This window comes from Alkalibacterium thalassium, assembly GCF_900101165.1.
GTDB classification, from domain to species: Bacteria; Bacillota; Bacilli; order Lactobacillales; family Carnobacteriaceae_A; genus Alkalibacterium; species Alkalibacterium indicireducens.
Window position 1 is genome coordinate 1 of record NZ_FNFK01000039.1, and the last position, 19,735, is coordinate 19,735.

18 protein-coding genes and 1 pseudogene are annotated in these 19,735 nt (G+C 39.8%); 9 read left to right on the plus strand and 10 right to left on the minus strand.

Going from position 1 to position 19,735, the window contains the following annotated elements; translation table 11 throughout:
* Positions 1-273: 273 nt before the first annotated feature.
* On the minus strand, positions 274-825 hold the full coding sequence (locus tag BLR76_RS08195) for an NAD(P)H-dependent oxidoreductase (protein ID WP_091267860.1): 552 nt from the start codon (positions 823-825) through the stop codon (positions 274-276).
* A 102-nt stretch (positions 826-927) separates the two neighbouring features.
* Here BLR76_RS08195 and BLR76_RS08200 point away from each other — a divergent pair, with 102 nt between their 5' ends.
* On the plus strand, positions 928-1,734 hold the full coding sequence (locus BLR76_RS08200; RefSeq protein ID WP_091267863.1) for a MerR family transcriptional regulator: 807 nt from the start codon (positions 928-930) through the stop codon (positions 1,732-1,734).
* A gap of 237 nt (positions 1,735-1,971) precedes the next feature.
* Positions 1,972-2,757 carry a GDSL-type esterase/lipase family protein gene (locus BLR76_RS08205; protein WP_091267864.1) on the plus strand — a complete coding sequence of 262 codons (786 nt, stop codon included), beginning with the start codon at positions 1,972-1,974 and terminating at the stop codon, positions 2,755-2,757.
* 44 nt (positions 2,758-2,801) lie between these two features.
* On the opposite strand, the gene tnpB is transcribed toward BLR76_RS08205, so the two are convergent.
* A complete protein-coding gene (gene tnpB / locus BLR76_RS08210) occupies positions 2,802-3,968 on the minus strand; it encodes an IS200/IS605 family element RNA-guided endonuclease TnpB (RefSeq protein WP_091267867.1) in 1,167 nt (388 codons plus the stop codon).
* Between the two features lie 58 nt (positions 3,969-4,026).
* On the opposite strand from tnpB, the gene BLR76_RS11825 reads away from it, so the two are divergent.
* The 3 genes from BLR76_RS11825 to BLR76_RS08220 all read left to right on the plus strand — a co-directional run bounded on the left by BLR76_RS11825 (position 4,027) and on the right by BLR76_RS08220 (position 6,496).
* Positions 4,027-4,173 (plus strand): hypothetical protein, encoded by a 147-nt coding sequence (locus BLR76_RS11825; RefSeq protein WP_176759653.1) that lies wholly within the window; start codon positions 4,027-4,029, stop codon positions 4,171-4,173.
* A 250-nt stretch (positions 4,174-4,423) separates the two neighbouring features.
* On the plus strand, positions 4,424-5,827 hold the full coding sequence (locus BLR76_RS08215) for an aldehyde dehydrogenase family protein (protein WP_091267868.1): 1,404 nt from the start codon (positions 4,424-4,426) through the stop codon (positions 5,825-5,827).
* Between the two features lie 114 nt (positions 5,828-5,941).
* Positions 5,942-6,496: a hypothetical protein gene (locus tag BLR76_RS08220; RefSeq protein ID WP_091267871.1), complete on the plus strand. Its 555-nt coding sequence runs from the start codon at positions 5,942-5,944 to the stop codon at positions 6,494-6,496.
* On the opposite strand, the gene dcm is transcribed toward BLR76_RS08220, so the two are convergent.
* From dcm to BLR76_RS08250, 6 genes are read right to left on the minus strand one after another with little or no spacing between them, the layout of a single operon-like run.
* Positions 6,488-7,744 (minus strand): DNA (cytosine-5-)-methyltransferase, encoded by a 1,257-nt coding sequence (dcm, locus tag BLR76_RS08225; protein WP_091267874.1) that lies wholly within the window; start codon positions 7,742-7,744, stop codon positions 6,488-6,490. The genes BLR76_RS08220 and dcm overlap by 9 nt on opposite strands.
* A 21-nt stretch (positions 7,745-7,765) precedes the next feature.
* Positions 7,766-8,746 carry a phospholipase D family protein gene (locus BLR76_RS08230; RefSeq protein ID WP_176759654.1) on the minus strand — a complete coding sequence of 327 codons (981 nt, stop codon included), beginning with the start codon at positions 8,744-8,746 and terminating at the stop codon, positions 7,766-7,768.
* A complete protein-coding gene (locus tag BLR76_RS08235; protein WP_091267879.1) occupies positions 8,727-9,413 on the minus strand; it encodes a DUF6339 family protein in 687 nt (228 codons plus the stop codon). The genes BLR76_RS08230 and BLR76_RS08235 overlap by 20 nt, the downstream gene beginning before the upstream one ends.
* A complete protein-coding gene (locus BLR76_RS08240; protein ID WP_091267882.1) occupies positions 9,406-10,353 on the minus strand; it encodes a hypothetical protein in 948 nt (315 codons plus the stop codon). The genes BLR76_RS08235 and BLR76_RS08240 overlap by 8 nt, the downstream gene beginning before the upstream one ends.
* A gap of 2 nt (positions 10,354-10,355) precedes the next feature.
* Complete coding sequence (locus tag BLR76_RS08245; RefSeq protein ID WP_091267886.1) at positions 10,356-12,350, minus strand: hypothetical protein; 1,995 nt, start codon at positions 12,348-12,350, stop codon at positions 10,356-10,358.
* Positions 12,341-15,136 carry a Z1 domain-containing protein gene (locus tag BLR76_RS08250; RefSeq protein WP_091267890.1) on the minus strand — a complete coding sequence of 932 codons (2,796 nt, stop codon included), beginning with the start codon at positions 15,134-15,136 and terminating at the stop codon, positions 12,341-12,343. The genes BLR76_RS08245 and BLR76_RS08250 overlap by 10 nt, the downstream gene beginning before the upstream one ends.
* Before the next feature lie 202 nt (positions 15,137-15,338).
* On the opposite strand from BLR76_RS08250, the gene BLR76_RS08255 reads away from it, so the two are divergent.
* Positions 15,339-15,752 (plus strand): very short patch repair endonuclease, encoded by a 414-nt coding sequence (locus BLR76_RS08255; RefSeq protein ID WP_091267894.1) that lies wholly within the window; start codon positions 15,339-15,341, stop codon positions 15,750-15,752.
* 302 nt (positions 15,753-16,054) lie between these two features.
* On the opposite strand, the gene BLR76_RS08260 is transcribed toward BLR76_RS08255, so the two are convergent.
* Positions 16,055-16,954 (minus strand): LysR family transcriptional regulator, encoded by a 900-nt coding sequence (locus BLR76_RS08260; protein WP_091267896.1) that lies wholly within the window; start codon positions 16,952-16,954, stop codon positions 16,055-16,057.
* A gap of 241 nt (positions 16,955-17,195) precedes the next feature.
* Here BLR76_RS08260 and BLR76_RS08265 point away from each other — a divergent pair, with 241 nt between their 5' ends.
* Genes BLR76_RS08265 through BLR76_RS08275 form a run of 3 tightly spaced genes read left to right on the plus strand, consistent with a single transcriptional unit; the run spans position 17,196 to position 19,464 of the window.
* Positions 17,196-17,621, plus strand: coding sequence for a CidA/LrgA family protein (locus BLR76_RS08265; RefSeq protein ID WP_091267898.1), 426 nt, complete (start codon positions 17,196-17,198; stop codon positions 17,619-17,621).
* The gene (locus BLR76_RS08270; RefSeq protein ID WP_091267900.1) at positions 17,599-18,306 is read left to right on the plus strand and encodes an LrgB family protein; all 708 of its coding nucleotides are present in this window, start codon (positions 17,599-17,601) and stop codon (positions 18,304-18,306) included. Before BLR76_RS08265 ends, BLR76_RS08270 begins: the two co-directional genes overlap by 23 nt.
* A gap of 48 nt (positions 18,307-18,354) precedes the next feature.
* Positions 18,355-19,464, plus strand: coding sequence for an alpha-hydroxy-acid oxidizing protein (locus BLR76_RS08275; protein WP_091267903.1), 1,110 nt, complete (start codon positions 18,355-18,357; stop codon positions 19,462-19,464).
* A 95-nt stretch (positions 19,465-19,559) separates the two neighbouring features.
* On the opposite strand, the pseudogene BLR76_RS12255 reads toward BLR76_RS08275, so the two are convergent.
* Positions 19,560-19,735 (minus strand): annotated as a pseudogene (locus BLR76_RS12255) (ribosomal protection-like ABC-F family protein); the annotation flags it as partial.

The window sequence follows — 19,735 nt, forward strand, 5'->3', positions numbered from 1 at the left end:
AAAAACACAGGGATATCGTTGGTGCAATGAATATTCGCTATGCACCTGTGGTTGACGGTCACAGTTAACCAGCCTAAGATGCTATATGCACTGTCTTAGGAGGGGCAATGAGATGCCCTCACCTTGAGGCTTGAACAAAACAGAAATGGACTGCGTTCGTACAAGCACTCAAGAATCCCACCCGTCAAACCGAAAGGTTCGGGCTTGCGGCTTTAGCCGTGGGAGTCTCAAAAAAGGCCCTTCCCGATGGCAGGAAGAGCCTGAATATCACTATTACATTACCAGACTTTTTCTGATGTTCCTCAGATACTTCGTACTCATGGCCCAGTGCAGATAATCGTTTACGTGGTCCGTAATCATGTTCTCTATATCCGGCTTGGTTTCCCATTCGACAAAGGTATACTTCGGCACAAAGATATCGGTCGCGGGCAAGGCCAGATCATATTTAAGAAGACAGATATTCAGCTGCTCCATTGTATGCCTCTTTTCATCCTTGTCACCAAAACAGATCGTCATAACGGATTTATGCTGCAGCTCCCTATGGATATGGCTGAAAAAAGACTGGTAACTCTCCGGCACTTCTTCTGAGAAGGTTGGCAGAACAAAAATGAAGCCATCTTTCTCATTAAACTTTTTCAGTCCTTTTTCAGTCAAATTCCATTCGCCGTCAAGAGACTGATTGTACTTTTCCAGATCGATCAATTCAAATGAGGTGCCATAAGCCCGCTTCCCGATATTTTTCAGGTACGGAAGAACGGTCTTTGCTACTGTCCGACACTCTTTCCATTTTTCTACACCTAATACTACGATACCAATTCTCAGCATGATACTGTCCCCTTTCAATCTAATGACGATTACTGATCATTGACTATATTAAGTATAAAGGCTACAGTAACTGTAGAGTCAAGGGGAAGGACTGATTATCTTATGAAGAAAAAGAACAGCCTCAGAATTGCCGAACTGGCTGAACTGGTGGACATCAATAAACGCACACTTCATTACTATGACGAAATCGGGCTCTTCTCTCCTGAATTCAAAGGAGAGAACGAGTACCGTTACTATACGCTGAAACAGGTATTTGACTTGAGTCTGATCCTTTCATTAAAGGAACTGAATATGCCTCTGGCTGAAATCAAAAAGGTCCTCTCCGGAGACTTTCATGATTTCAAGCTCTCTCTTCAGAGCAGGCTCAGTGATGTCGACCGCAAACTGGAGGAACTGGAACGCATCAGGCATACGATTGACAGAAAGCTTCACTACATCAGTATTGCTGAACGGCCGCATATGGAAGTGGAACTGATCAGCTGCACGGCGGACCACCTTGTTCTCAGTCATCCGATGGAAAACCGCTCTCCGACAGACTGGATCATGGATGCCATCGCCTTCGTTCATGACAAGGATCTGCACTTTCTTGCCAACAACGAATATGGCACCCTTATCGACGTGGATAAAAAGCTCGAGAATCCTTTTACTGAACAGTACGATTACTTCTACATCAAAGCCGCTTCGGCTGAATCAGCTACTCATACCAAACCGGCTGGTAGTTATCTTCGTATCGTCTTTCAAGGGCCTGAAGAAGAGCTGCATCATCCTTACCGGAAACTGATCGATTTCAGCAGACAGCATGACCTGCCACTCGACAGCTACTTCTACGAGCGTGCCCTGCATGATACTGTTTATGACAACCAGACGAATCTGATCACTGAAATACAAGTCCGGGTGAAAAGCGTTTAGGTCAGAAATCTGCTTTCTTCCTGCTGCTTATGCGTCGACCTTTATTCTTTGATATATAGTCAGTCAGACATCTACTTTCGCAAAACTGTCTGGCTTTTCTGCGTTCTGCTACATTACTTCACTTATATAATGCTACAATATAGATAACTTAATCCATACCGATTAACATGCAATCTAAAACCCGCTCACTTATTTCGATTGGCCTAATTGAAAAGAGGTCTGTTAGGAGTATTAACGATGAAAAAGAAAATACGAATCCTTCTGCTGTTAATTACAGTGGCTCTGCTAGCATTCATTGCCTATGTCGGTCTATCCATAATAGGAGATGAAGATGAAGGTGTACAGGAAGATGATGAGTCTGAGCTAGTAGAAGAACCTGTCCCTCAAGAAGAAATCAATAATATAGTCATCCTCGGAGACTCCATAGGCTCCGGTGTTGGTGACGAAGAAAGCTCCGGCATCGGTGACCGGTACCTCGAGTTAATGGACCGGGACGGTGATGAGACTTTGACCAATCTGGCCATATCCGGTTACACCAGCAGTCGGCTTGTCGACTTGATACAAACGGGAGAAAACGATGCGACTATTGCTGAAGCGGATCTGGTTGTCATCTCTATTGGAGGAAATGACTTGAATCGTCTGGCTTTTCAAAGAGATCTGGATCTGCCCGTGGCCTTCCTAGACACACTTAATGCCTATCTGGACAATCTGGAAATCATTATTGGTGACATCCGAACGCTCAATCCTGAATCCGAGATTGCCCTTATCGGCTTGTATAACCCATACAGTCTGATCATTCCAGAATTGAGCGATTACCTTATTGAATGGAACGACGAAACCCGTTCGCTAGTAGAGTCACACCCTGATGCCACTTATGTCCCGACTTTTGATCTGTTCCAGGATCAGATGGAAAATTTTCTCTATGAGGATTACTTTCACCCAAATGAAGAAGGCTATCAGGCCATAGCTGAACAGCTCTATACTTTGTTGAACTACTCCACCTTAAATCCTAAGGGATTTTGAAGATGGAGATTCCTAAGAACTCCCACCTATTGGTCGGATATTGATTAGGCTAACTCTGTAGTCCCTACAGTTCTGGAAGTTAAAATACGCAATGCTTCCTGGTTTAAATTTATGCTTGCGTTAGTATCCCGGTCGTGATGAGCATGACATTCTGGACATTCCCATTTGCGAACAGCGAGATTCTTAACGGCTTTGTTTTGGTAGCCGCATCCCGAGCAGAGTTGGCTTGAAGGGAAGTTCCGTGCGACAGCGATTATTTCTTTCCCATACCACTTGGCTTTGTATTCTAACATAGTGCGAAATTCCGCCCAACTTACTTCTGAGATGGATTTAACTAATTTTCGATTGAGCATCATATTCTTTACCAACAAATCTTCGATACCGATTATGTCGTGGTTTTTGACAATCTCGGTGGAGATTTTATGAAGGTAGTCGGTGCGTTTGTTTTTGATAGTTTCGTGAATGTTGGCAACTTTGATGCGCTGCTTCTGATAGTTCTTCGATTCGGATAATTTTCGACCATCTTTGAGCGCTTGTATTTTCCTTCTGGATAGTTTGCGTTGTTCCTTTGCTAGTTTAGTTTCCAAAGAACGAAAGAATTTTGGATTCTTGTAAACTGTTCCATCCGAAAGAATCGCAAAGTCTTTTAATCCAACATCCACACCTACAGAAGAATCTGTTTTTTCGATGGGTTCGACTTCCGTTTCGACTAAAAGGGATACGAAATATTTTCCTGTTGGATTTCTGCGAATAGTAGCATTGAGTATTCTGCCTTCTACCTCACGACTTTTCGCAAAGAGAACCAATCCCAGTTTCGGCAGTTTCAACTTATTGCCTTCAACGGAAATATTCCCATTAGTTTCTTTTGTAGTGTATGACTGAAGCGGATTATTTTTTGATTTGAAACGAGGATACTTGTTTTGCTTTTTGAAGAAGCGGTCAAAACTGTCTGAAAGGTTTCGTAGAGAAGACTGAAGTGCAATACTATCGACTTCTTTAAGCCACTCCGTTTCTTCTTGTTTTTCCAAAGAAGGAAGTTGTGCAGAACATTTCCCATAAGATAATCCCTTACCTGTTTCTTTGTAAGTTTCATTCCACTGATTGAGAAAATGATTGTAGATGAATCGGGAACACCCAATAGTCTTGTTAATCAAAATAGCCTGTTCTTTGTTTGGATAGAGTCGAAATTTATAGGCTTTATGAATTTTCATTTGACAATTCACCTCCTTTTGTATATAATAATGATATAGTATTTAAGGAGTGGTGTCAATGGAAAAGATTCAAAAACTAATTCGCTTCCCCAAAGATTTAGTGGAAGCAATTGAAACGTATCAAGAGAAAAACAGCATAGCTACATTTACAGCCAGTGTACTTGAACTGTTGCGAAAAGCATTAAAATCAGAAGGGCTGTTTTGAGCTTCGCTCAATAGGCATTCATCTCCCACCTACGCTTCGCTTAGAGGTGGGAGTCTTCTGTCAAATGGTGATAAAATAGAATACTCGGAAAGTTTAAAGGAAAGACCACCTTGTCCACCCTTTGAGCTTTCTTTTTTATTAATAAGGGCCTAATAACCCAATCGTTCCATCATGAACTAATATCATTCAAGCTCTTTCATTTGGCATCTCCCACCTTTTTTTGCATAATAGGAATTAGGAGGCGAGTCAATTGACAAAACAAACCTTATATTACAACGGAAAATGGCAGAATGCGCAGTCTGATGATTACGCAGACGTCATTAATCCGACAACTGAAGAAGTGATCGATAAAGTAGTCAACGCCAACGAAGAAGATGTAAACCGTGCAGTATCAGCGGCGAAAGCGGCCTTTGACGAGTGGAACACGACAGACCCTTCCAAGCGTGCCGAGTATGTACAGAAGATTCTTGACGGCATCAAGGAACGTGAAGAGGAACTGATCGAAACGATGATCGAGGAACTCGGGACCTCACGACAGTTTGCCAAGAATACGCAAGTCGGACTCGCCGAAAAAGAAATGAGTGCAACGCTTGAAGAAATAGATAGCTTCTCATTCGAAGAAGAAGTCGACAATGCGACGGTGATCAAAGAGGGATACGGTGTCGTAGCCTGCATCACACCTTGGAACTACCCGCTTAATCAGATTCAGAGAAAAATCACCCCTACACTTCTGGCAGGAAATACTGTCGTGGTTAAGCCACCTAACCTGACTCCCCTAACTGCTCTTCTTTTAGCAGATATCGTAGATAAAGCCGGTCTTCCCGATGGTGTCTTCAACCTGATTACAGGTGACGGCAGCTCTACGGGTGACTACCTGACCAGTCATGAAGATGTGTCCGTGATTTCATTTACAGGATCGACTGAGGTCGGTAAGAGCCTGTATGAAAAAGCGAAGACGACAGTGAAACAGATCGTTCTGGAACTGGGCGGAAAATCACCTATGGTCTACCTTAAAGGCGGAGATCTGGAAATGGCTGTCAAAAATTCAGCCAATACCTTGCTTCATAACCAGGGACAGACCTGTTCAGCACTCTCACGTCTCTTTGTGCCGAAGGATGAACTGGAACGAACTAAGGAAGTCATCAAAGACTTCTACAAAGACATCAAAGTCGGTGATCCAAGCGATGAAGACACTATGGTCGGACCCATCGTTTCTGAAGATCAGAAGGAAACTGTCCTGAATTATATTGAAAAAGGAAAAGAAGAAGGCGCAGAAGTTCTGGTCGGTGGAAATAAGCTGGACCGCAAAGGCTACTACGTTGAACCGACAGTCTTCGTCAACGTCACAAATGATATGACGATTGCTCAGGAAGAAATCTTCGGCCCAGTACTAGTCGTCATCACCTACGACTCAGTAGAGGAAGCGATCGAACTGGCCAATGACTCCATTTACGGCCTGTCCGGCGGAGTAGTTGGACCAGAAGACGAAGCCATTAAAGTCGCACGCAAGCTGAAAACAGGTAACATTACCATCAACGACGGTGCCCGCACACCAAAAGCTCCATTCGGTGGATACAAGCAGTCCGGACTCGGAAGAGAGAATGGATTGTACGGTGTTGAGGATTACCTTGAGTTGAAGGCTATATTTAAATAAGCTTAAAACTAGTATAACCCCATGGTTTCTATTCTAAAATAGTACCCATGGGGTTGTTTAATCTCTTTATAAATTCAAATTATTATGCGATCATGTATTAAGGAGGCGAATCATATGACCATCAAAAGAGCTGAAGAATTATTATTAGAGTATAAGCAGATTCAGAATGAACTACAGAAGTTATCAGAACGATCTATGACTATTGTTGAAGAGCTCTACTCTTTAAATAATAGGAATACAGAGGATAAAGCAGAGTATTACAAAAAAAGCATTTTGAATCAGCGGCTCGCTGATTTAGGATACGTTTGGTCATCTAGCACCATAAATCAAAACAGGATAATAATATTAAAAAGAGATAACGTAACTTTAAAGACAAAGTTCTTGAAAAGTAAATACTATTCAGATGGAAATTTTAATGCGTGGTATACAATTAATAAGGATGGTTTGGAGTTTCTTGACCTTCTTTTACTTATTTTCCACTCAAGAACAGGTGACCCTAGCGTATTAATGTTGGATAGACGAGATATAACCAGCTTTTTAAAATCAGTTAAAATACCGGAAGACAAAAGAATACATCTCAAACTAAAAATAACAGCTGATAAAGTTGAAGAGATATCTTCAGGAATTGATTTCACGCATACTGTCAACAACTTCTCCTTACTAATTTGACCCCTTTTCTAGTATCTGATGATTAATATCATTGATCTGAGTAAATAACTGTTCCAAAACAGGAACTACAATACTATTCCCGGCAAGCTTAATTAATTTTGAAGAGGATAAAATCTTTCTATCTTTATTTATATCTATATTATTTTCCATAAGTAAATTAAACTTATCTTCTTCAAACCCCATCAGCAGAAAACATTCTCTGGGGGTTAGATTCCTATACTTTTTGTTGGAATCTGTGAGTATAATATTTTTATATTCCACTAGACCTGAATTAGGGTGCCTATCCTGTTTTGTGGTCACTGTTCGGGCATACTTGCCTATATGTGCAGTTTCATCTGTAGCGAGGATTATATTATTTTCATAAATCTTTTGCCTGGACGGTGTGTACATAGGTGTACTGGCGATCGCTTCTTTTCTATATTGTTCGTTAGAATAATCAAGTCTCAAGAAATCAGAAATAGGCAAAATTTTGTCTTCTGAGATATTTAGATTCTGCAGATTGTTCTCAAAGAAATACTGATTAATTGAATCTCTTTGTTCATCGTTTTTTGCCAGAGCACTTACTAAATATGTTCTTACTCTAGACTGGGGAATACCAAAATTTCTGGAGTCCAGAGTGTATAACTGGTTTACGTATCCAAGATTTTCAAGAAACAGCTGCCATTCATTAAAGTTTTCAATGTGTTTTTTTGCCAGTATGTTACTCACGTTCTCCATAAGTAGAAATTTAGGCAATTTTTTCTCACTATCACTGTATTCCTTAAGAATTCTCTCAATCTGCCATAACAAGGTAGATCGATTTTTAGCATCTCTTTCGATACCTCCCTTATTATTGTGCCAGTGACCGCTTACTGACAGATCCTGACATGGGAAAGAATACGTCATCACATCAGTGTCAGGCAGATTATCTGCCCCTACTGTATTAATATCTACTAAATTATTGTTACGTTCAATTGAACTTAATATTGCCTTCAGCTGAGACATACTCATTGATTTCAGACTTCGTTCTGAGATAGCGGATTTCCCATCGGTTGACAGGTTGTACTTTAATAAATGGTCCACAATAGAGTCTCTCGTGTGATGCCTATACAATTTTAAATTTTGGGGACCATTATGAATAATATCATAAGCATACATTGCCCCTATTTCCCATTCTACTATTGCTTTTACTGAATGATCTATCTGGGCATTTTTCAGCGCTTGAACCTGACTACCAATTCCACTGAACGTTTCCACTACTCTTAACATTTCTATCCTACTTTCTAAATATTACTTACAAAATATCATTTCAAATAGATAGTCATCCACTTTTACAAACTTAATTTTTGTGTTTCCAAACTTAACTAGATCTTCCCTTGATATAGGTCTTTTTTCCTGTAAACCTATCTTACCTCTAATATATTCATAGATATTTCCATTAAGGAAAACTAGTTCTTTATGAAAGTCACCCCTAAGTTCAGCTTCAAAAATAAATTCACTTGTGACTACCTTGAATTTACTCCTAACTGGAAATATTTTATCAAAAAACAGCTTGGGTGTCTGCAGTAGATGAGGAGTCGCTCCAACTGTCCACGCATTAATTCCACTTTTTTTCCAATGTGGATTCTGTTGCTCATCCAGAACTACTTCCAATGAAAAAGTATTGTATTTTTCAATTATATTTCTATTTGAATCTTGCATGTAAATATAATTCTGTATATCTTCCAACAAGTTATTCTTAGTATCCTTACTATTGTATAGTATTTCGGACTTTTCTTCAAAGGCTGTATCCAAGTAGAACTTTATATTCTCTTCTACTTTCTCATCATCACACTTTAATGACCTTTGATACTGTGACTCAAAGATAGAAGAAACGTCGTAATGAATATTGACCATCAGTTCATTATTTTTGAAAAACCCATTCTCCGAAAAATTTGATGACCCTACGTATACTTTAGACGAGTAATCCGAGCTGAATTCCAGTAATTTCCTATGAGTCAACACACCTTCAACCTGGTAAAAGACGGAAATATCCCTAAACTCACTACAAATACTTTTAAATTCCATATGATCATTTTTACTAATGCCTTCCTGAGACATTCCTATAAATAATTCAATTGCTAAAGAAGGAAAGTCCTTCTTTACTCGTCTAAGAAATATAGGAGAAGCATATCCTGATATAACTCGTAATCTATTTGATTTCTTTCCATTTCTAACTATTATTGATTCGTACAAATCATTCAGTATAATCTTATGTTCCTCCTTGCGCATCGCGGAACAGTTCATCTACATACGCAGATACGCCACCATCCATTAGTTCGGGAGATACAGCAAGTAGTCTTGCTGTATTAAGCTTTAGTACTCTCCTGAACAAATCTCTGTCAGTATAATCTGAATATTTCAGCATCAGAGTTCTGAAAATACTGATATTGTAACCAATCCCAGGCCTTTCAACCAACTGAAGAATTGTATCAGTAGAATTATTTTTTAAGATATTAAACGTTTCTTCCTCATTGTTGTTCCATGACAAATGAATATACCACCAAATAGTTTTCAGCCATGTCCTTCTTGGTGTTTTATAAAAATGGTCTTCATTCATTCCCCATCGAGAATGGACGACGTCGGGGATAACCTGAACTGAAAGAAATCTCCATACATCATCATTAGAAGCCGTTCTTCCAGTGAAACCGATTGATGATTCAAGCAGCTTATATATTTCTATTCCGTACATTAAGTCAAATTTATAATCCAGCTTATTTACATAATCGAATTCTCCCTGTTCGAATACTGCATTTCTGCTCTGAATAAGTTTGTTTCTAAGGCTGATGAACTCATCACTCATGATAACGGGTTCGATTGATGTGGTATTAACTTTTAGTGCTTCGAAATCTCTTTCAGCGTCACTAACTGAATACTGTATACCATCCCAGTTAATCATTTTCATTCTCTCCTCTCATAAGCCTTCTGTCCCAATGTGCTCGCATTGAATTACTTATTGAGAACAATGAAGACGTATCTTCAATTTCAAAAGATTCCACCCAGTATTTTACAGCGGCCAATATACTGTTCGGATATAAATTATCATCATTGATGTTATTGTTTTCAATAATTAACACTTGTTGAATAATTTGAGACATTGCCTGAATCATTATATCACCCATCATTGCTCTACTTACCCTAGTCTTGCCTTTTTGAATCTGATCAAAAAGAGGATGAGAAGCATTCAGACTCAAGCTAACATTGGAGGAATTGAATATAGCATCGCTAGCATCCACCCAATGTTTCTCCAGTTTCCACAAAGGGCCTTCTTTGTCATTGAATTCAGTAATTGGAAAGACTGACCCATCGCCATCTACTATCAGTTCCAACTCCAGAAAATTTTCCTCAGTAAGAATCATCCCGGCCTTATCTGCCTGATAATTAAACCTTTCCTTAATTTCTGCCAAATATACAAAAAAATCTATATATACTTGTCCTTTGAGAGAAGATGGCGGGAAGGTATAATCAAAATTTATGTTCACTTCTCTATTGCTGCTCTTGAAACGTCCCACAGGAACTGTTCTTTGAAAGTGGGATTCCTTGGAATATATATGGCAGCCTATTCCCAGAGTATTTTCAGCTGAAGTAATACTGTTTCTGCCAAATAATCTCATTGGTTCAAGTATCTTTAGTGACATATTCAAGGATAGTTCATGATCGTTTGGTGACCACCCTTCGTCCACCTCATTAATGGCTATGCTTCTTTCTTCAACATCGATAATTTTATCCTCTGAATCGTCTGTATATCTTAAATATGTTTCAATCTGCACTCCAATCTTTTCAAGGAGATCATTGTCTATTTTTTTATAGAGTGATATCTGACTTTTATTTGTTCCCATTCTTAATTATCTTCCTTGCTTTTATTATTTGAACTTATAGTCATTGAAGGTATATACTGATTGGAGTTTACTTCTAGCAATATCTCCCCTTCTACCTCCATGTCACTGGAGCTGATGCATGACAAATTAACATGATATTTACTATTGCCAGTTATTTCAACGGCTGGTCTGTTCTGAGCAACTGAGTTCGCATTTTCTTCAACTCTGGAAATACTAGCTTTTTTTATTGTGAATGGATATGGAACTACTTCTTCCATTGCTTTTTTCCAGGCTTCTATATCCATCTTTTTTTCTTGTGTTGAAACTAGAAGTGAAATAGTATTGTCAGTTTCTGATTTAAGTAATGCCGAAAACGTTACTTTGATACTATTTGAGTCGAGAAAATTAGTCCTGAGTATATTAACACTTGTAGTTCTTTTAGTTGTCAGTTTTCTTGTTGGTTGGCCTGGCTTGTTTACATGCTTATTCGATGCTTTTCCGAAATTCCTAGGTGGCATTAATATATTTCCGAATTTTCTTGATAAAACAGATGTTGCCGAACTATAGCTGTCTCCATCAAGGACTTGATAATACTCCTGTATTTCTTTTGATACATATCCTTTTGTTCGTTTGATGATGGTAATTCCGTCTTCGTCCACCCAATTTGCATGATCTGCATTTTCTGTTGCTCTTAAGTAGCTTTCAAGGTTCTTGTATCCGATCTCAGCATACTTATGGTAGAGTTCGCCGAAGGAATTCGGCACAAAAAAACCTAACAGTATATGCTCTTCTGCAATAACATTACCTCTAGGGCTCCAATCTCCGTTCAAGTCATATTCTACGATCATGCCGGGCATTCTACTGTACGCTATAACTTTAGAGTCAAACTGACCATCAACTCCATTGAGTCCCAGATATCCTAAAGGCGACGGACGATTAAATGGAGGCATCATCTCCATATCTTCACGATTTACTTCGCAGAATGCAATGGCCCCGACTTCAGTCTTGTTATCTGCCATACCTCTCCTTGGTAAATATACCTTTTTCACTTGTATATCCTTTTCTTGCGACACGCCTGTCAATGCAGAATTATATAGTGTCTGCATTTTCTTAAATACCGGCTCTTCAAGAAATAATATTTCCCCGTTCACTGTGCACTGAAGCATAGAATTAGATATTCGCTCTCGGTAGATATTATTAGCAAGTCTAGGACTGTACCATCTTTTTACAGCTATCTTTATGGTGTCTTCATAATCGAGCTCCCATGGCAGCAAGTTATTGCTGTCATTTATATGTTCGAGATTTAAATACGGGATTATTATTGTAGTTCCTGTTTCATCTTCAGTATACTGATCAATACCAAAAATTTCTAATACATCATTAATCTTAGCTTCATCAGTAATTGGGTATATCTTCTCACCTAAGTGATCATATTCTCCCCACCACGCGATTCCTCTTTCGCTTTCTGGTAAGATGCGCTCTTTATTTTTGGGACTTTCAATCAGAGAGGCTATCAGACGCTCCTCGTACCCACTCTTAGTTAAAATCCGAGTATAATAAATTACTATTCCTATTCCAACTCTAAAATAGCTCGTTTTTCCTAGACCCCAACTTCCACCAGCTCCAGCTTTATCCTGATTTTTACCGATCCCGAAAACAAGTTTATGGAAATTACTTTGATCAAGCTGTTTTTGAGACTCCGATTTATAATCACCCGTAAGACCAGATGTATTGGAGTCTTTAATTGCCATAAAAGTATTGTATTTTCTATATTTTTTTTCAAGAGTCTGGCTTATTCCTTCAAAATGACTACTTAGATCCGGGGTACTGAACTCTCCCGTAGAAAATTCAACAATTGTATTTTCTTGTCCTTCTTTAGTAGCATCCAAGCTGTTTTGAAGAGACTCTCTTACCAGTAAATCAATCATAGGAATACTTTTATTTTGCAGAGACCTTAAGATTGAATCTCCATCCTGTGACATACTTTGGACATCATTTGGTGCTATTTTCAGTTCCAACCTGTATCCTCCTTGTATTCTTGCTCGTCTATATAGTCCTCATCATTCGTAATTTCATTAATTGAAGCTGATAAGTAAGTAGCTAAATTACCGCCTCTTGATTTTCCAGGTATAAGTATATTTAACCCTATTATTTCCTCAGGAAAATTCAGTGGGGCTCTCTGCTGATGGCTTTCCTTGTGTTTCTCTCTATATTCTTCTACGGAAAGTTCCCCTTTATCAACTCTATAAATAATCAGTTGAGGTACATCCCCCATACCATACTTTTCCCTAATAGAAAGAATTCCTGCAGTTCCCTGAGCTTTTTTATCTTCCTCTTCAATTTCTCGTGTAATTTCAATATCAGCAGTCAGATCCCTTGGAGAACGTAATGCTCCTATACTGACTATTTCTTCTGTACTTCTGTTTGTCAGTTTTGTTCTAGTAACTGGTTTAGGATTGTAACCGTGTATGTCCCATCCCCCTGTCTCTGAAGAATAACGTTCAATCTCCCCAGAGCTGCTCAAGATAACATTCCATTTTGTAAGTGTCTCAGTATTCTTTTCAAGCCAGCCTAGAAGCTCAGGTAATTTGCTCATCTTTTTATCCAGAGAACATACTTTATATTTTTCCAGAAAAGACTGGACTTCTTTATTGGAAACTTTGTGCCAGACCATTTTGCTTCTATTCTTTAATGGTTTATCCAGCTGATTAAGGAAATCTCTAGTTACATTTTTGTTATGACTTAAGATACTCCTGTCTTTCTCAAAGTATATAGTTTGTGTATTGTAGCCTGCGAAATCAAATTCTATTCCTTTAGCTGACTGCATCTTATTATTTGAAGTAATCCTTATCAGCTGATAATTGGGTGAATTCTTGACTCGTGGGGCAAAGTCTGCCGGTGTCATTCCATTGTTGGCATACCAAATTATTTCATTTTTAAGTTCTTCATTCATCTGTGCTAAAAACGTGTACCTCTCGTAAGCTAGTCTGTCCATCCAGATCCTAGGAAATAATTCATAGCTTTTTCTATAGCCAAACCATCTCGCCATCTGCATTAATGTATCCGCCTGATTAGTCGTTCTTAAAAAATATGTTGACACAAGACCTTCCAAAGTAAGCCCTCGAGACAACGTATTACCCCCAACGACTATGAAAGCCGGTGCCTTTTCAGGCATCTGGTTTTTATTAGGATATACTAGCCTCATAATTTGATCTTCGCTCTTTGAACGGCTGTTATCAATTACTAGATGGATTCCAGTATGATATTTCGGCGCTCCTTCATCTCCAATCGGTATATGACTAAGATATTCAGAATCTTGAAGATCCATAAGATACCTAAGTTCACTCTCAATTTCTTCCCATTCTGGGTAATCAGTGACCTTATCTTTTGAGGAATAGTCAGATAAAGCATTGAACAGGTCTTTTTTATCGAAACGTTTACTTTCACTAATATATAAACCACGCATTTGCTTCAGTGCTTCTTCTGATCCTTTGATGCTTCTCAAATAATCTTCAATAATTTTCGAGATTAAAGCGTGATGATTAATTTTAAAACTCGTGTGCACTAGCATTGAAACAGGCTTGTTATAATTTTTAGCCCTAAGTGCAGCAACAGATAAAATTAACCACTGTACAGATTCTTTCAGACTCTCAGTACATTCCACATAACTTTCTTCTTTTTGAGCATACCTTATAGTGTCTCTTTCATTGTTTTCAATATATCTAACAATATCTACAGAAGGTACAGTTTCCGGATCTTCAATTCCGAATATTTGTATTGCTCCAAAGTAATCTTCGGATGGCTCTAGAAGAGTGACAAAATCCTTAGGATATAAAGATTCTTCCCCAACTTCATTGAGCACATTAGCATATGGGGTGGCTGTGTAGGCGATGTAATTCATCCCAAGAAAATCTTTATGATGAACCATTTCCTTTATCAACCCGTTTATGGCTGTCTCATCTTCTTCAATATTTTTAGTGTTTATACTCGCCTGATCTGCCTCATCATCAATTATCAGAACTTTCATCTGAGATGCCTTATTTTTATCTGATTTTAACCAGTTAAAAAGGTTTTTGAGTCTAGTTTTATTTTTTAAACTGACCATGAAATATTTATCCTTACTGTTTACAGAAAGGTTTAAGGTAGAGACATCATGTGCTGGAAGACTTGATCTAAGCGAAGGATTATCTATTTGATGCCAGTGTAGATTCCCATTACCGGAAACATTCATATCTGAGTAAAGTCTATTGGCTGTCTGCTTTCTAAGGCTTTCGATCACTCCGGAAAGAACTATAAAAAAATTGAAGCCATTGTCTGCCGCCATTGCCATTAACCCTGCCATATTAGCTGTCTTCCCCGATTGAACATTACCAATTACCAATCCTTTAGTTGGCCCGTCTTCTCTGGTATCCATAGACAAAGATTGAAGTATCTGAAATGACGAATCTTTAATGTTGTTTATCGAACTTTTTGACCAGTTCTGTGATATTAGTTTATTTTCATACATCTTCCATGAAGAATTTTTTAAAGTCGGTATCTTAGCAGTACTGTTTACGTTTTTTCCTAATTTAGTTACATAAACATCTTTCTCAATAAAATGAAGTTCCTCGACCAGATCCTTCCATAATGAAGAAGTGAGTTCATTATGATCAAATCTATTTAGTGGAGCAATATATGTATTTAGCTTCTCCTGCAAGTTGGAACCATGGTACATTGATAACTCTTTGACTGCTTCCCAAGCGTAACTTGATTGTAAATTCTCAATAGTTTTTTTTACATTTTCAATTTTTTTATTATCTGCCATACCGATTCTCCTATATAATAATGTTTTCCCCGTTATCTGTATATTAACATATAAGGAAAATCTTTAAATGTGAATATTGCAAAAAGATTTGACTATCAAGAGTAAAATATCCATACTTATTAACACACATATTAATACTGCAGTCTCCATATTCGATAATTACCCTTTTTTTCTGATAATATATCTTTAAGCGGTGATCTTGATGGCCGACAAAATTACTAGGGAAATACGGAGCAGAAACACGTCCCAAATCCAATCCAAAAACACTAAACCAGAGCTTATTGTAAGAAAATACCTATTTGCACGTGGCTTACGCTACCGTCTACACTTGAGAGACCTTCCGGGAAGCCCTGACCTTGTTTTTCCAAAGTACAAGAAGGCTGTATTTGTTAACGGATGCTTATGGCATCGGCATAACTGCAGATATACTACTACTCCAAAAACAAATACAGAGTTCTGGTTAAAGAAATTTGCAAAAAATGTAGAAAGGGATGATAAAAACTATACTATGCTTAAAGACATGGGATGGGATATCATAATTGTTTGGAAATGCATGCTAAAAAAAGATTCAAGGGAAGGCGCCATAGAACTACTCTTTCATCAAATAGTTGATTAAAATAATCTGAGTAAGCTGTGCACCTCATATCCGCAGATATGAGGTGTTCCTTTTTATATTTAAGAACTCGGGAATGTACCATATCTTCGTGATATGGTACATTCGACCTTTCAGATTGCCGCTCAATAGCTCATAACCTCAAGATATGACCCATTCGCCCTTCCATAGAGCTTCCCAATAGCTCATAAACCCATCATATGGTCTATTCGCACGTCGGAAGCTCGGACATTTACTCAAATCAACTACATCTGCGTATAAAAAACGGATCGTTCTCAGTTTTACGAGACGATCTGTTTCTTTTATTAAGGCGTTTCTCCACTGAACAGTTCTTTGATCACTTTTATCAGCTTATCATTGAATGCCTTCTGATCCGATGTGACTTCCGATGAAGTATTCACCAGCAGACTGATATAGAATTTTGGTGCATGAGTCAGTTCCAATTTGACGAGGTCAGCCCGGTCTCTGACAAGCAAGTCAATCATCAGTCCGGCACTCATTCCTGACGCGATCATTGAGTTAGCAGTCTGAATTTCATTCGTAAATTGAACTCTAGATTGGTCAATCGCGTTGGCTTTGGCCCATTTGTCGAACATCCTCTGATGGGTATAGCCCTTTGCCAGTGTCACGAAACTTGTCTCCTTGAGCATCCGTGCATTCAGACGCTTATATTTAGCTAGGGGATGATGCGGGGCGACCCAGACATGCATCTCTCTCACTGCAATGGGAATCTGCGTCAGCCATTTCTCTTTGAACTCAGGAACATCACTGCCTACGATTGCTGATGAGATCTGATTGGTTTTCACCATGTCATACATCATATCTGAACTTTCCTCTTCAACTAATTTGAGTGACGGCAGATAATCGGACAGATGCGGCATAATCGACGGAAGAAAATGGCCACCAATCGTTGGCAGAAAACCCAGATGGACTTCTCTGGTCTCCATATCATGGAGATCTTTTTTTGTCTTGTCGATCAGATCGATGATTTCCTGTGAGCGTTTGTAAAGCAGTTCCCCCGTTTCAGTCAGCTGAACACTTTTTGAGGAACGATCACGACTGATCAATCTCGTATTAAATTCATCTTCAAGTCGCTTCAACGCGATTGATATGGATGGCTGGGAAATATAGAACGCTTCCGCAGCCTCCGTGAAGCTCCGCGTTTCTGCTAGCTGCCTAAAATAATAAAGATCCTGTAATTTCATTTTCCCTTGCTCCTTCTAATAAAGTGACAATTATCACGATGTCTAGTCTTATAAATAATATTTATAATACCATAAAAAGCCTATATTCCATAATGTGTAAACGGTTGCTATAGTATGTTTTGTAGACAACGCTTTCACAGTCGTCACCGAATGATCTCTTATTTTGCTCATCTTAATCTCGGCTGAGTTCATTTTTATTCACGACTGGTTAAGCCTTAAATCAATCAAGGAGGGAAAGATATTGAAAATCATCAAACAGCTTTTCTGGCTCTTCCTGTTCTCCTTTTTAGGTGAGCTGCTCTCTTATCTCAGTCCCATTGCGGTTCCGGGAAGCGTGCTGGGTATGGTACTGCTCTTTACAGCTCTGCAGTTCAACTGGATCGGGATGGAACAGGTCGAGGATGCCGGCGAATGGCTGACAAATAATATGGCCATACTTTTTATCCCGGCTGGGGTAGGTCTGATGACACACTTCGGCATCATCAGTTCAATCTGGTGGCAGCTGCTGGTCGTCATTTTTATTTCAACTACTCTGATGATTGCTCTGGTCGGCGTCGTTGTTCAACTGATTATCAGAAGATCTAGAATACGATCCGAACAGCGTACAGGACGCGTCAGTCCACAATGGAAAGGAGAGAAAGTCAGTGATCCAGGAACTCGCAGCTAATCCATTTTTCGGCATCGTTCTGTCCGTTTCTTTCTACCTCATCGGACAGCAGCTTCATAAACGGTGGCCGATACCTATTTTTACCCCACTGGTCTTTGCCATAGTAATGACGATCGTCACTTTGCTTCTGCTGGATATCTCGTATGAGACCTACTTTAACGGGGGACAGTATATCAACATGTGGATCACTCCCGCAACGGTGGCTCTGGCTATCAAGTTGAAGAAGAATATCGCTCATCTGAAAGAAAATGTATCCGCTATCTTATCTGGCATTGGAATCGGCGTCGTTTTTCACACAGTGATCATTGTCCTGCTCAGCCTGATGTTTCAGTTCAATGAAGAGCTGGCTGCCACACTGTTTCCAAAATCAGTGACGACTCCGATTGCCTTGGGTGTATCTGAATCTCTCGGAGGTATTGCTTCTCTCACAGTAGCTGTCGTTGTCTTCACAGGGGTACTGGGAGCGGTCGTCGGTCCAACGATTTTCAAATGGCTGAAAGTGACTGAACCCGTTGCACAAGGCGTGGCAATGGGGTCCGGATCACATGCCATGGGAACGACTAAAGCAATCGAAATGGGAGACGTTCAAGGAGCCATGTCCGGCCTGGCTATTGTCCTGACCGGTATCGCAGTTGTCATTCTGGCCCCTGTCGGCCTGCTGCTGATACAGCTTCTGTTCAGCTAATTTATTTATCATTTAACACACAGACTATATAAAATGGAGGAATTTACAATGGAACAGACAAAACAAGAATACCTTGCACCTAGTGAAGTAAAAGAATTGGATATCGTCAATACCTATGAACTTGAAATGCTTGCGGGAGAAGTCGTGCCTCAAGGCGGATATGACTACATTTCCGGCGGATCTGGTGACGAATACACATTGAGACAGAACGTCGAATCATTCAACCACAAAGGCATCCTTCCACGTGTACTGGCAGATGTCGAGAATCCTGATACACGAACCAGCATTCTGGGTCATAACATTACAGCGCCATTCATCATGGCTCCGATTGCTGCTCACGGTCTGGCTCACCAGACAAAAGAAGCCGGGACGGCTAAAGGCGTGTCCGAATTCGGAACGATCATGTCCATCAGTGCCTATTCCGGTGCCAAATTCGAAGAAATCGAAAAAGGACTGAACGGTTCACCGCGCTGGTTCCAGATTTACATGAGTAAAGACGACGAACTGAACAAAGCTATTGTGGATGAAGCGAAAGCCGACGGAGCAACTGCAATCATCTTGACCGCAGACTCTACTCTTTCAGGGAACCGCGAAAAAGATATGCGCAACAAGTTCGTCTACCCATTCGGTATGCCGATCGTCTCACGTTATCTGACTGGTACTGGAGAAAAAATGTCACTCAATAATATCTATGCGCAATCCAAGCAGAAAATCAGCCCGAAAGACGTAGAGTTCTTGACAGACTATTCCGGTCTTCCTGTCTTTGTGAAAGGCATCCAGTCTCCTGAAGATGCTCTTCTAGCCATCGGTGCCGGGGCTGCTGGGATCTGGGTTTCAAATCACGGAGGCCGTCAGCTGGATGGTGCGCCAGGATCATTCGATACACTTGAACGCATATCTGAAGCTGTTCAGGGCCGTGTCCCTATCGTCTTTGATTCAGGCATCCGTCGCGGCGAGCATATCTTCAAAGCACTCGCAAGCGGAGCGGATGTCGTAGCTATCGGACGGCCTGCACTATACGGCCTGGCACTAGGCGGATGGAAAGGCGTCAAGAGCGTATTCGACTACTTCCACACCGATCTGAAGCGCGTCATGCAGCTCGCAGGGACGCAGACTGTCGAAGACATCAAGCACACCAAACTGTTCGACCAGAAGTAACCAAAAGAAAACCTCTCAGGACGCTGATATCCAGGTCCTGAGAGGTTTTCTTTTTATTTAATTTTATTCAGACAATAATTGTTTACATTCTCACTTTATTTTAAATACAGCTTCTGGTCATTAATTTCCCATACTTGGTCCGCTACTCTATCCACGAAGTATTTATCATGAGAGGTAAAAAACACGGTGCCTTTATAATCTCTCAATAAATGTTCTAGTGCCTCGATTGTCGAGAGATCGATAAAATTGGTTGGTTCATCAAGCACGATGA

Excerpts from the sequence above, each read along its gene's own strand:
- BLR76_RS08195 (WP_091267860.1), bottom strand. The coding sequence starts at position 825 with ATGCTGAGAATTGGTATCGTAGTATTAGGTGTAGAAAAATGGAAAGAG.
- BLR76_RS08200 (WP_091267863.1), top strand. The coding sequence starts at position 928 with ATGAAGAAAAAGAACAGCCTCAGAATTGCCGAACTGGCTGAACTGGTG.
- BLR76_RS08205 (WP_091267864.1), top strand. The coding sequence starts at position 1,972 with ATGAAAAAGAAAATACGAATCCTTCTGCTGTTAATTACAGTGGCTCTG.
- tnpB (WP_091267867.1), bottom strand. The coding sequence starts at position 3,968 with ATGAAAATTCATAAAGCCTATAAATTTCGACTCTATCCAAACAAAGAA.
- BLR76_RS11825 (WP_176759653.1), top strand. The coding sequence starts at position 4,027 with ATGGAAAAGATTCAAAAACTAATTCGCTTCCCCAAAGATTTAGTGGAA.
- BLR76_RS08220 (WP_091267871.1), top strand. The coding sequence starts at position 5,942 with ATGACCATCAAAAGAGCTGAAGAATTATTATTAGAGTATAAGCAGATT.
- dcm (WP_091267874.1), bottom strand. The coding sequence starts at position 7,744 with ATGTTAAGAGTAGTGGAAACGTTCAGTGGAATTGGTAGTCAGGTTCAA.
- BLR76_RS08230 (WP_176759654.1), bottom strand. The coding sequence starts at position 8,746 with ATGCGCAAGGAGGAACATAAGATTATACTGAATGATTTGTACGAATCA.
- BLR76_RS08235 (WP_091267879.1), bottom strand. The coding sequence starts at position 9,413 with ATGATTAACTGGGATGGTATACAGTATTCAGTTAGTGACGCTGAAAGA.
- BLR76_RS08240 (WP_091267882.1), bottom strand. The coding sequence starts at position 10,353 with ATGGGAACAAATAAAAGTCAGATATCACTCTATAAAAAAATAGACAAT.
- BLR76_RS08250 (WP_091267890.1), bottom strand. The coding sequence starts at position 15,136 with ATGGCAGATAATAAAAAAATTGAAAATGTAAAAAAAACTATTGAGAAT.
- BLR76_RS08255 (WP_091267894.1), top strand. The coding sequence starts at position 15,339 with ATGGCCGACAAAATTACTAGGGAAATACGGAGCAGAAACACGTCCCAA.
- BLR76_RS08260 (WP_091267896.1), bottom strand. The coding sequence starts at position 16,954 with ATGAAATTACAGGATCTTTATTATTTTAGGCAGCTAGCAGAAACGCGG.
- BLR76_RS08275 (WP_091267903.1), top strand. The coding sequence starts at position 18,355 with ATGGAACAGACAAAACAAGAATACCTTGCACCTAGTGAAGTAAAAGAA.